This is a genomic window from Streptomyces sp. NPDC002690 (assembly GCF_053592415.1).
This window is the reverse complement of sequence record NZ_JBSFVR010000238.1, coordinates 1-11,628: the sequence shown is the minus strand read 5'-3', so window position 1 is coordinate 11,628 and position 11,628 is coordinate 1. Positions and strand designations below refer to the sequence as shown.

Sequence of the window (11,628 nt, the reverse complement as noted above, 5' to 3'; positions counted from 1 at the left end):
CGCCGTCGGTCGGGCTCGCGGTGGCGTCGGGGCTCGTGGTGGCGTCCGCCGAGGCCGTCGCGTCGGGCGATGCGGCGGCGGTGGGCAGCGCGCTCGGCCCGAAGCCCTCGAAGTAGGAACGGGACGGGACGACGGTGGCGCCCAGGGCGATGTCGCCGCTCTCACTGAGGCGGAAGACGACCTGCTCGACGTTGCCGTTCTGGGTGGCCTGACGGCCGCTCTCGATGACGGCGGAGGCGTTGCCCTCGCCGCCGAGGACGATCTTGCCGCCGGCCGGGACCACGAGCGGTCCGTCACCCTTGGCGGCGTGCAGCTTCACCTCGGTGCTGGACCGGGGCAGCGTGATGGCTTCCAGCGTCTCGTCCTCGTCGCCCTGGTTGAAGACGGCTCCGGTGACCACGGCGGGGCCCTCGGCGTCGTGGTCGGGCTGCGTGACGACGTTCACGTTCTGGATCTTGATGTCGCCGACCGAGGTGGCGGCGTTGTCCGGCCGGACCTGGAGGGTCGCCGCGTTGTTGCCCGCGGCGCACGCGGACAGCGAGGCGATGGAGATCACGAGGGCAGTGGCGGCGAGAGCGCCGTGTCGAAGGCTGCGGCTCACGGCGGCGGCAACTCCTTGAACGTTCGGTTTCTGCGGACTACGGGCGTGGTGCGCAGGTGCACTGCACGACCGTGCGGGGCGGCGGACCGAGTGACGTAAAGCCGCCCTAAGGGTGTGTCAGCGGCCTTAGGCTACCGAGCCGCCGCTCGCGGCCCGCACCCGACCCGCCCCTTTGGCCCGGGGCTCTTCGCCGGGAGCCGGGCGGCCCGCGGCCCGTTCTGGTCCTGGGGCCCGTAATGACCCCGGCCCCGCCCGGATCGCCCGTCCGGCCACACGGCCCGGCGAGGCGGGTCACCGTCCGACATCCGCCGTTCACAAATCGCGAATGATCAATTTTCCCCGCGGTGACGCATTCGTTGGCGGAAAAAGCGCGAGGGCGGTTGTGGCGGGGGTTGTCGCAGGGGTTGTCGTGGCGGTTGTCACGAACCGCTTGATCAATTCCAATGCGTCGGCGAAACTTCCGTCGACCGTGTGATCGATCTCCGAACGCATGGAACAAAGCACGGCTTCCCGAATCCGGCAAAACGGGATCTTTAACCCGTTCGGACAGAGTTCCCAGGCGTGCGGACCGTGCGTTTCCGGCCGGTCGCACACCGGCTCCGACCTGCGAATACCGTCTCCGTGAAGGCCTGCGCAGCACGTTCCGGATGCTGTTGTCAAGCCCCGAGATATGCCCTGACCTGCGAAAACGCCATTCAGGAGTAGCGGTTCTCGTGTTACCCTGGATAGCCACGGAAGGGGTACCTGTCACATGACGTTCAAGGTTGGCGACACCGTGGTCTATCCCCATCACGGGGCCGCGCTGATCGAGGCTATCGAAACTCGCCAGATCAAAGGCGTGGACAAGACCTACTTGGTGCTCAAGGTCGCTCAGGGCGACTTGACGGTACGTGTGCCGGCGGACAATGCGGAGTTCGTGGGCGTGCGCGACGTGGTCGGGCAGGACGGGCTGGACCGGGTCTTCGAGGTGCTGCGTGCGCCGTACGCGGAAGAGCCGACGAACTGGTCCCGTCGTTACAAGGCAAATCTGGAGAAGCTCGCCTCTGGCGATGTCATCAAGGTCGCAGAAGTGGTGCGCGACCTGTGGCGTCGTGAGCGCGAGCGCGGACTCTCCGCCGGAGAAAAGCGCATGCTCGCCAAGGCCCGCCAGATCCTGGTGAGTGAGCTGGCTCTCGCGGAAAACACGAACGAGGACAAGGCCGAAGCCCTGCTCGACGAGGTTCTCGCGTCCTGAACCGGATCACACCGGTCGTCGAATATGCCGTGGTGCCCGCTGACCAGCCGTAATGAACGGTGAGTCTCCGGGCAGCGCGGCATGTTCGTTTTCCGGGCACGTGCGCGAGCGGGCCTGCGTCGTCCGCTCGCGCCGGACCACTTCACGCCCGGCCGCGTTCCTGTCGGGGGCTCTTCCGCCCCCGCACCGCTTCATACCCCCGCGTCGCCCGACTTCGGGTCCCGGTGCGGCGGGTTTCCGATGCGGCGGAACCCACCGCACCGGATTCACCGCGTGCGGGGGGCCGGACACCAAGGTGCCCGGCACTTTTCAAGATTCTTTTTCGGCCACCCGGATGCGGCCGAATTCGGCCGGATACCCGGTGGTGGTCGCGCCGGCACCTGTACGGCTAGCGTCCCCTTCGGCCGGTCAACGCACCGGCCGCCCCGCGCCGCCGCCACGACTCGCTCGACCGGGTCACGGAAGGGGTCCGGACCGAGGCGGGCCGTTGTACGGCGGCTCGCTCGGTGCCCTACCCACGTCGGCCGTGGCGACAAACCTGCCGAAGCTTCGGAGTGCAACCGATGTCACCGATGTCACCGTCCGACATGCCACCGCCCGCCGGGCAGCGGGTTCCGGCGGACGCGCAGGCGCCCGCCACAGGCGCCGCCCGTCCGTCCCGTACCGCCGCGGTCATCCCGGCGGCCGGCCGTGGGGTCCGGCTCGGGCCCGGCGCGCCCAAGGCGCTGCGCACGCTGAGCGGCACGCCCATGCTGATCCACGCGGTGCGGGCGATGGCGGCCTCGCGCGCCGTCTCGCTCGTCGTGGTGGTCGCCCCGCCGGACGGCGCCCCCGCCGTGAAGAACCTGCTCGACGCGCACGCCCTGCCCGAGCGCACCGACTACGTGGTGGTGCCCGGCGGCGAGACCCGCCAGGAGTCCGTCCGCCTCGGCCTGGAGGCGCTGCCCGCGGACGTGGCCACGGTCCTGGTGCACGACGCGGCCCGCCCGCTCGTGCCGGTCGACACCGTGGACGCGGTCATCGAGGCGGTACACGGCGGCGCCCCGGCCGTGGTGCCCGCCGTACCGCTCGCCGACACCGTCAAGGAGGTCGAGCCCTCGGCTGCCCCGGGCGCTCCGGAGCCGGTGCTCTCGACCCCCGTACGGGCCAGGCTGCGCGCGGTGCAGACCCCGCAGGGCTTCGACCGGGACACGCTGGTGCGGGCGCACGCGACCGCGGCGTTCGGCGGCGAGGGAGCCACCGACGACGCGGGCATGGTGGAAAGTCTCGGCGAGCCCGTCGTCGTGGTGCCCGGCCACGAGGAGGCGTTCAAGGTGACCCGGCCGCTCGATCTCGTGCTGGCCGAAGCGGTACTCGCACGCCGGAGGGCGAACGATGGTTTCTGAGCCGACCCCCCAGCCGCGTCCCGTGATCCCGCTCGTCGGGATCGGGACCGACATCCACGCCTTCGAGGAGGGCCGTGAGCTCTGGTGCGCGGGCCTCAAGTGGGAGGGCGAGGGCCCCGGCCTGGCCGGCCACTCCGACGCGGACGTCGTCGCGCACGCCGCCTGCAACGCCCTCTTCTCCGCAGCCGGCCTCGGTGACCTGGGGCAGCACTTCGGCACCGGCCGCCCGGAGTGGTCCGGCGCCTCCGGCGTCACGCTGCTGACCGAGGCGGCGCGCATCGTGCGGGCGGCGGGCTTCGAGATCGGTAACGTCGCCGTGCAGGTCGTCGGGGTACGGCCGAAGATCGGCAAGCGCCGCGAGGAGGCGCAGCAGGTGCTCTCGGCCGTCGTCGGCGCGCCCGTCTCGCTCTCCGCCGCCACCTCGGACGGCCTCGGCTTCACCGGCCGGGGCGAGGGCGTCGCGGGGATCGCCACCGCGCTGGTGTACCGCGCCTCCTGAGGCGGTGCCGGGGCCCGCTGCCGGACGGCGGTGGGCCCCGGGAGTCCGTACACCCACCGCGTCCACGACTTCACCCTTCCGGTGGGCGTGTCGCGGGAACGAATGGAGCGGGCGCGGGGTTGGCGGGTAGGAGTGAGCGCATCACTCACCGTCATAGTCCGTCACAGCCACCCGCAGGAGGATGTAGGTCATGACCGCCGCACTTTCCGATGAGCTCAAGAACCTGCTGGACACCCCCGTGTTCGTCAACGTCGCCACGATCCAGCCCGACGGCAGCCCGCAGGTGTCACCCGTGTGGGTGGCGCGGGACGGCGACGACGTACTGATCTCCACCACGGTGGGCCGCCGCAAGGAGAAGAACCTGCGCCGCGACCCCCGGGTCACCGTGCTGCTCCAGCCGTTCGACGCGCCGTACTCGTACGCCGAGATCCGCGGCGAGGCGACCCTGTCGACCGAGGGCGGTCAGGAGCTGATCGACCAGCTGTCGCGGAAGTACACCGGCAAGGGGTACGCGGACTTCAACCCGGACTCCGTGAACGACGCCGAACGGGTCGTCGTGCGGATCACCCCGCGCAAGGTGGTCGGCCGCATCTGAGGGACGGTCGCGGGGCCGTCCGACGGCGACCGCCCCGCCCGCGCCGGAAAGGGTTTCCCGCGCGGGCTGAACGGCCCCGCCACGCCCGTTCCACGCGTCCCACCTGCACCCCGTGCCCCGTGGTGATGCCTTCGGGGCGCCCTCCAGGGGCTCGCATAGCAGAAAAGTTACCCCGAGGCTCGTCAGAGGTCGCGGGGCACGGGTGTCGGCCTACTACCCTGGTGGCGTGACTATTCGCCTGTACGACACCAGCGCCCGGCAGATCCGTGACTTCGTCCCGCTCACAGCGGGCTGTGTCTCGATCTACCTCTGTGGCGCTACCGTCCAGGCCGCACCGCACATCGGGCACATCCGTTCCGGCCTGAACTTCGACATCATGCGCCGCTGGTTCGCGTACCGCGGCTACGACGTGACGTTCGTCCGGAACGTCACGGACATCGACGACAAGATCATCTGGAAGTCCGAGGAGCAGGGCCGCCCCTGGTGGTCGATCGGGTACGAGAACGAGCGCGCGTTCAACGACGGCTACGCCGCCCTCGGCTGCCTGCCGCCCACCTACGAGCCCCGCGCCACCGGCCACATCACCGAGATGATCGAGATGATGCGCGGCCTCATCGAGCGCGGCCACGCCTACGCGGCGGACGGCAACGTCTACTTCGACGTGCGCTCGTTCCCCGGGTACCTGGAGCTCTCCAACCAGAACCTCGACGACCTGCGCCAGCCGTCCGGCGAGGGCGAGACCGGCAAGCGCGACCCGCGCGACTTCGCCATGTGGAAGTCCGCGAAGCCGGGCGAGCCCAGCTGGGACACCCCGTGGGGCCGCGGCCGTCCTGGCTGGCACCTGGAGTGCTCCGCGATGGCGCACAAGTACCTCGGTACCGAGTTCGACATCCACGGCGGCGGGATCGACCTGATCTTCCCGCACCACGAGAACGAGATCGCCCAGTCCAAGGCGTTCGGCGACACCTTCGCCAAGTACTGGGTGCACAACGGCTGGGTCACCATGGCCGGCGAGAAGATGTCGAAGTCGCTGGGCAACTCCGTGCTGGTCAGCGAGATGGTCAAGGCGTGGCGACCGATCGTGCTCCGCTACTACCTGGGCGCCGCGCACTACCGCTCGATGATCGAGTACAGCGAGGCGTCGCTGCGTGACGCGGAGTCCGCGTTCGCGCGGATCGAGGGCTTCGCGCAGCGGGTCACCGAGAAGACGGGCGAGACGGTCGCGCCCGCCTCCGAGGTGCCGCCGGCCTTCGCCGAGGCGATGGACGACGACCTGGGCGTCCCGCAGGCGCTCGCGATCGTCCACACCACCGTGCGCCAGGGCAACTCCGCCCTCGCCGCCGACGACAAGGAAGCCGCGATCGCCCGCCTCGCCGAGGTCCGGGCCATGCTCGGCGTCCTCGGCCTGGACCCGCTCGACCCGCACTGGGCGGGCGCGGGCGACCGGGGCGAGGACCTGCACGGCGTCGTCGACACGCTGGTGCGGCTCGTGCTGGACCAGCGGCAGGGCGCCCGCGAGCGCAAGGACTGGGCAGCCGCGGACGCGATCCGCGACCAGCTGAACCAGTCCGGGCTGGTCATCGAGGACAGTGCGAGCGGCCCCCGGTGGACACTGGGACCGCGCTGAGCACCGCTCCTCACACCGCGCCCACCGGCGCGAATGTGCCGCCCGGCCGTCCGGGCGGCACACTTTCACTTGTAGAAGCATTTCTGAAGCAACGAAACAGGTAGGTCATGGCCGGGAACAGCCAGCGCAGGAACCGCCGCACGTCCAACAAGAAGGGCGCGCAGGTCGGCAGCGGTGGGCAGCGACGCCGTGGCCTCGAAGGAAAGGGCCCGACGCCGCCCGCCTCCGCCCGCAAGGGACACAAGAAGAACCGCATCGCGAACGCCGCGGCCAAGCAGGCGGCGGCCCGTCGCCCCGCCCCTCGGCGCGGCGGCGTCAAGGGCACCTCGGAGATGGTCGTCGGCCGTAACCCGGTCTACGAGGCGCTGCGCGACGGCGTCCCCGCGGTGACGCTCTACGTCCAGCAGTACATCGAGAACGACGAGCGGGTGCGTGACGCGCTGAAGCTCGCCGCCGACCGTGGCAACATCAACCTCATGGAGGCGCCGCGCCCCGAGCTGGACCGGATGACGAACGGCCTGAACCACCAGGGCCTCGTCCTCCAGGTCCCGCCGTACGAGTACGCGCACCCGGAGGACCTGACCGCCGCCGCGTACGACAACGGCGAGGACCCGCTGATCGTCGCGCTCGACGGGGTCACCGACCCGCGCAACCTGGGCGCGATCGTCCGGTCCGTGTCGGCGTTCGGCGGCCACGGCGTGGTCGTCCCCGAGCGGCGTGCGGCCGGCATGACGGCGGGCGCCTGGAAGTCGTCGGCCGGTACGGCCGCGCGCACCCCGGTCTCCCGGGTCACCAACCTGACCCGCGCGCTGGAGGGCTACCAGAAGGCGGGCCTCACGGTCGTCGGTCTGGCCGCCGACGGTGAGCACACGGTGGAGGACCTGGAGCAGCTGGCCGGTCCGGTCGTCATCGTGATCGGCAGCGAGGGCAAGGGCCTCGGCCGCCTCGTGGGCGAGACCTGCGACTACCGCGTCCGCATCTCGATGCCGGGTGGCGCCGAGTCGCTGAACGCCGGTGTCGCGGCCGGCATCGTGCTCTACGAGGTGGCCCGCCGCCGCGCGTGAGCGCCCACTGACCACCGGCCCGGTACCACGCGCCCGGGCCGGTACGCATGACGAAGACGGCCCCGGGGCCGCCCGCCGCCGCGGGTGGCCCCGGGGCCGTCTTCGTACGCCCGGGGTGAGCGGGCTACGAGCGGGCTACAGGTCGTCGGGGCCGAAGGGCTCGTCGTGCCATCGCCAGTCGGCGGTGCCGTCGTCGTGGAGGTCCAGCGCGAACTCGGCGACCTGGCCGCCGTCCGGGAAGGTCAGTGTGAGCGCCTCGCGTATCCGGAGGAAGCAGGTGTCGGCCCGCTCCCAGTCCTCCTCGGCGGTGGCGCGTGCCTGCTCCTCGAAGAGGGGGCGGAACTCCTCGAAGGCGGGAAGCGTCTCGACCGTGGCGTGCACCCAGGGCATGTCGGTGCCGGTCACCGTCAGCCGGGCGAGCTCGTGGGGGCCGTGGTGCAGTCGCCAGACACCGCCGTTGGCCAGGTTCGTATCGCTCATGGCGCCATGATGGCGTCCGGCCGGGAGGGTCTTCAGACCAGGCCGCGCAGCCGGGCCAGCAGGGCCGCCGCCCTGCGCCGGGCCGCCCGCTTCAGACGGAGGACCGTGACGGGGCGGGCGGGCGGGGTGGTGAGGACGGGCGGGGCGCCGTCCGTGCTGATGAGGAGACTGAGCGGCAGCGTGGCGTCGCGTTGCCAGCCGCAGCTGCTGATGCGGACCTTGAGGTCCCACGTCCCGGCGTTACGGCCCGAGTTGAGGGTGTCCGGGGCGAGCCGGGCGACGGTGGTGTGAACGGTCCGGAAGGCGCCGGGGACGGTCGGGTCAGGGACCCGGGTGACGCTGGTCTTCGAGGGTACGAAGAACTCCTCCGCGCCGCCCCTGCGCCGGGCCAGCACGTCCATCTTGGCCGTCCTGAGCGCCTTGGTGACGTCCAGTGCCTCGGCCGGGATGCCGTCCACCGGGACGGACAGCGAGTCGGTCCCGTCCGGGCGGTGGCTGAAGGTGAGCGGGGAGCCGCCGGAGAGCAGTTCGCCGGTGGCGGTGATCTCCTCGGCGGACGGGGCGGAGACGGTGGCCTTGGCGCGGACCGCCGCCTCCCACCCGGCGAGTTCGCGTACCGCGTCGATCCGGTCCTGGACGAGGAGTTCGGCCGCCGCGCGCTGGCGGGCGGGCAGCCCTGCGGCGACCCCCGGGCCGAACCGTTCGGCGACCAGGGCGCGGGCCTCGCGGAAGAAGTCCCGGCGCCACTCTTCGGGGGCGTTCAGGAATCTCTTCCCGCTGAGCCGCTCGACGGTCTCCACCCGCAGCCACCGCCGGTGCAGCCGGTCGCGGACGGCGCCGGGCCCGGTGTTCGCGTCGACGATGTCGAGCGCCTCGCGGAGGTTGCCGAAGTAGCCGGCGGGGTCGAAGGTGCGGAAGCCCGCGTTGGAGTGGTCGGGACGGGCGACGTGGTAGTAGCAGACGTAGTCGGCGAGGACCGAGATCCGCCGGGCGGCGAAGTAGGCGGCCATCACGAAGACGTGGTCCTCCAGCCGGCGTCTGCCCTCGGGGAAGCGCAGCCCGTGCTCCAGCAGGAAGGCCCGGCGGAACATCTTGTGCGGGGTGAGGCTGTCGACCAGCGCGCTCTTCTCCGGCCGGGCGTCGGGGAGGTTCTTCCGGAACAGTTCCCGGGGGACGCCCCGGCCCCGGCCGGCCATCCGGCCCACCACGATGTCGGAACCGTTCTCCTCGGCGTACGCGTAGAGGCGTTGCAGGGCCTCGGTGCCGAACCAGTCGTCGTTGTCGGCGAATTGGACGTAGGTACCCCGGGCGCGCTCGATCCCCAGGTTGCGGGGGCGGGACGGCCAGCCGGAGTTGGGGATGTGCATCACCTGGAAGTGAGCGTGTTCGGCGGCGAGCCGGTCGAGCCGCTCTCCGGTGCCGTCCGTCGAACCGTCGTCCACGAGGATCACCTCGAAGTCCCCGGGGTCCATCGTCTGGTTGAGCAGGGAGTCGATCAACTCGTCCATGTGCGCACCCGGGTTGTACACGGGGACGACGACGCTGACCTTCGGCGGAGATGAGGAGGCGGCCGGGCTCATGGGTGTGCCTTTCGGGGCGTGCGCGGGCGCACGGCGGGTGGGGCGGGGCGGCTCGAGGGAGGGCCGGGGGTTCGGGCAGGGGTCAGGGCCGGGCGGGGTCGGGGAGCAGGCCGCGGGCGCGCAGCACCCGTCGCTCCACCGGGGTGAAGAGGGCGGACTCCATGACGATGCCGACGGCGAGCACGAGGAGGACGGCGGCGAGCACGAGCGCGGTGTCGTCGTTCTCCTTGCCGGAGTTGAGGAGCCGGCCCACCCCGGGCAGCGGGGTCGCGGTGATCAGCTCCGCCGTCATCAGCGCCCGCCAGCCGAAGGTCCAGCCCTGCCGGAGCGCGGCCACCAGCCCGGGCAGCGCGGCCGGCAGCAGGATGTGCCGGACGAGTGCGGGCCCGGAGGCGCCCAGCGAACGCCCGGCCCGCAGCAGCAGCGGTGGGATCTGTCCCAGTGCCCCGGCCACGCCGAGCGCCACGGACGGTACGGCTCCGAGCAGCACCACCGCGTACACCGCCTTCTCGGACTCGCCGAAGACGATGACCCCGAGAGGCACCAGGCCGGCGGCGGGGAGCGACTGGAGCGCCGACAGAACGGGGGCGAGCGCCCCGCGCGCGGCGCGCACCCGGTGGATCAGCAGCCCGAGGAGGGTGCCGAGCACCGCGGAGACCGTGAACCCCCAGGCCGTACGGAGCAGGCTGTGGCCCAGTGCCGGCCACAGGGTGCCGTCCCGCCGCGCGTCGCCCAGGGACGTGGCGACGGCGGCGGGGGAGGGGAGCGTGGCGGAGAGGCCGAGCGCGTACGCGCCCTGCCAGAGCAGCAGCAGGACGAGCGCGGAAAGGGCCGGGGCGCCCGCCGCGCGGCGGAGGCGGGCGGCACGCCGCCAGGCCGTACCGCGAGGTGCGGGCGGGCGTACCGGGGTGCTGTCCAGCCGGTCCAGACCCTCGGTGAGCGCCGCGGCTTCGGCCGTCCGCTCCTTCTGTTCAGTGGGCGAGGGCATGGCGCCGGATCTCCTCCCGCAGCCGGGCGGTGATGGCCGTGCTGTCCGCCCCGGCTTCACCGGCCCGCCACTCGTGGGCGATGCGGCCCGGTCGCGAGGAGAGCAGCACGATGCGGGTGGCGAGCCGGACGGCCTCGGGCACCTGGTGGGTGACGAAGACGACGGTGAGCCCGCGCGCTTCCCAGATGCCGGACCTCGTGCAGCACGTCCCGGGTGATCGTGTCGAGTGCGGCGAAGGGTTCGTCCATCAGCAGCACCCGGCTGCCCTGTGCGAGCGCGCGAGCCAGCGCGACGCGTTGCCTCATGCCGCCGGAGAGTTCGTGGACGGGCCGGTCGTACGCGCCCGGCAGCCGTACGAGGGCGAGCAGCCGCCGGGCCTCCGCGTCCCTTTCGGGCTTCGGCAACCCGCCGAAGCGGAGCGCGAGTTCGACGTTCCCGCCGGCGGTGAGCCAGGGGAACAGCGCGTGCTCCTGGAACATCAGCGCGGGTCGCGGCGACGGCAGCGACACCGTGCCCGAGGAGGGGCGCTCCAGCCCGCCGAACAGGCTCAGCAGGGTGGACTTCCCGGAGCCGGACGCGCCCAGGACGCAGAGGAACTCCCCCTGCGCGACGGTGAGATCGAGCCGGTCGAGCACCGGCGGTTCGCCGCTCCGGTAGGTGTGCGTGACCTGCTTCAGGACGAGTGCGGGCGCGGGCGCCCTGCCCGGGATCGGCACGCGATCACCGGACCATGCCCGCGGTCAGCGTGGCGCCGTCAGCGGGGTCGATGAGGAGGAAGGAACCCGTGCGGCGCGAGTCGGCGTAGGGGTCGGCGGCGAGCGGTTCGGCCGTGCGGAGCCGTATCCGGCCCAGCTCGTTGGTGGTGAGACCGTCGGGCCGGCCGGGCAGGTCCTGGACGATCGCCTTGACCGTACGGGTGGTGTGCTTCAGCAGTACCCGGTCCCCGACGCGCAGGGTGCGTTCGTGCAGGTGGCAGACGTCGGCGTCGAGGCTCCGGGTGAGCGCGGGCGCCTCGGCCACCGGGGCGATGAGGTCGCCCCGGCCGATGTCGAGGTCGTCGGCGAGGCGTACGGAGACCGAGTCCAGGGCGTACGCGGCGTCGACACGGCTGCCGAGACGGTCGACGGCGGTGACCGTGGAGGTGACACCGGAGGGGAGGACGACCACCGTGTCACCGGTGCGCAGCTCGCCGGAGGTCAACTGGCCCGCGTAGTAACGGTCGTCGCCGTGCCGGATGACGTAACTCACGGGAAGCCGGGCCGGCCGGTCCGCCTGCCCGTCGTCGGTGCGGACGGTCTCCAGGTGGTCGAGGAGGGCGGGGCCGGTGTACCAGTCCATGTGCGAGGAACGGTCCACGACGTTGTCGCCGGTCAGCGCGGAGACCGGTATCGCGGTGAACTCACCTATCGGGTGGTCGAGTTCGCGTACATGCCGGGCGAAGTCCTCGGTGATCCGCAGGAACTCCTTCTCGGACCAGTCCACGAGGTCCATCTTGTTGACGGCGAGGACGACGTGGGGGACGCGCAGGAGGGCGGCGACGGCGGCGTGGCGGCGGGTCTGTTCGACGACGCCGTT

At 71.9% G+C, this 11,628-nt stretch carries 11 protein-coding genes and 1 pseudogene; 6 read left to right on the top strand and 6 right to left on the bottom strand.

Going from position 1 to position 11,628, the window contains the following annotated elements; all coding sequences use genetic code 11:
• On the bottom strand, positions 1-601 hold a 601-nt coding region (locus ACWD3D_RS25205), incomplete at its 3' end, for a DUF461 domain-containing protein (RefSeq protein ID WP_451463071.1).
• Between the two features lie 751 nt (positions 602-1,352).
• Here ACWD3D_RS25205 and ACWD3D_RS25200 point away from each other — a divergent pair.
• From ACWD3D_RS25200 to rlmB, 6 genes are all read left to right on the top strand, one after another.
• Positions 1,353-1,835, top strand: coding sequence for a CarD family transcriptional regulator (locus ACWD3D_RS25200; protein WP_003953493.1), 483 nt, complete (start codon positions 1,353-1,355; stop codon positions 1,833-1,835).
• Positions 1,836-2,407: 572 nt separating this feature from the next.
• On the top strand, positions 2,408-3,220 hold the full coding sequence (gene ispD / locus ACWD3D_RS25195; protein ID WP_451463070.1) for a 2-C-methyl-D-erythritol 4-phosphate cytidylyltransferase: 813 nt from the start codon (positions 2,408-2,410) through the stop codon (positions 3,218-3,220).
• Positions 3,210-3,719, top strand: coding sequence for a 2-C-methyl-D-erythritol 2,4-cyclodiphosphate synthase (gene ispF / locus ACWD3D_RS25190; protein ID WP_328720939.1), 510 nt, complete (start codon positions 3,210-3,212; stop codon positions 3,717-3,719). Before ispD ends, ispF begins: the two co-directional genes overlap by 11 nt.
• 190 nt (positions 3,720-3,909) lie before the next feature.
• Entirely contained in the window at positions 3,910-4,314 is a 405-nt protein-coding gene (locus ACWD3D_RS25185; protein ID WP_328720941.1) for a PPOX class F420-dependent oxidoreductase, read from the top strand.
• Positions 4,315-4,540: 226 nt separating this feature from the next.
• Positions 4,541-5,941 (top strand): cysteine--tRNA ligase, encoded by a 1,401-nt coding sequence (gene cysS, locus ACWD3D_RS25180; RefSeq protein ID WP_451463069.1) that lies wholly within the window; start codon positions 4,541-4,543, stop codon positions 5,939-5,941.
• Between the two features lie 107 nt (positions 5,942-6,048).
• Positions 6,049-7,005 carry a 23S rRNA (guanosine(2251)-2'-O)-methyltransferase RlmB gene (gene rlmB / locus ACWD3D_RS25175; RefSeq protein ID WP_387373068.1) on the top strand — a complete coding sequence of 319 codons (957 nt, stop codon included), beginning with the start codon at positions 6,049-6,051 and terminating at the stop codon, positions 7,003-7,005.
• Positions 7,006-7,140: 135 nt separating this feature from the next.
• On the opposite strand, the gene ACWD3D_RS25170 is transcribed toward rlmB, so the two are convergent.
• From ACWD3D_RS25170 to ACWD3D_RS25150, 5 genes and pseudogenes are all read right to left on the bottom strand, one after another.
• On the bottom strand, positions 7,141-7,485 hold the full coding sequence (locus ACWD3D_RS25170; protein ID WP_451463068.1) for a hypothetical protein: 345 nt from the start codon (positions 7,483-7,485) through the stop codon (positions 7,141-7,143).
• A 32-nt stretch (positions 7,486-7,517) separates the two neighbouring features.
• Entirely contained in the window at positions 7,518-9,065 is a 1,548-nt protein-coding gene (locus tag ACWD3D_RS25165) for a glycosyltransferase family 2 protein (protein WP_451463067.1), read from the bottom strand.
• Positions 9,066-9,147: 82 nt separating this feature from the next.
• The gene (locus tag ACWD3D_RS25160; protein ID WP_451463066.1) at positions 9,148-10,053 is read right to left on the bottom strand and encodes an ABC transporter permease; all 906 of its coding nucleotides are present in this window, start codon (positions 10,051-10,053) and stop codon (positions 9,148-9,150) included.
• Positions 10,037-10,730, bottom strand: a pseudogene (locus ACWD3D_RS25155) (ABC transporter ATP-binding protein). The gene ACWD3D_RS25160 and the pseudogene ACWD3D_RS25155 overlap by 17 nt, the downstream one beginning before the upstream one ends.
• A gap of 43 nt (positions 10,731-10,773) precedes the next feature.
• A partial coding sequence (locus ACWD3D_RS25150) for an elongation factor 1-alpha C-terminal domain-related protein (protein WP_451463065.1) occupies positions 10,774-11,628 on the bottom strand: 855 nt, incomplete at its 5' end.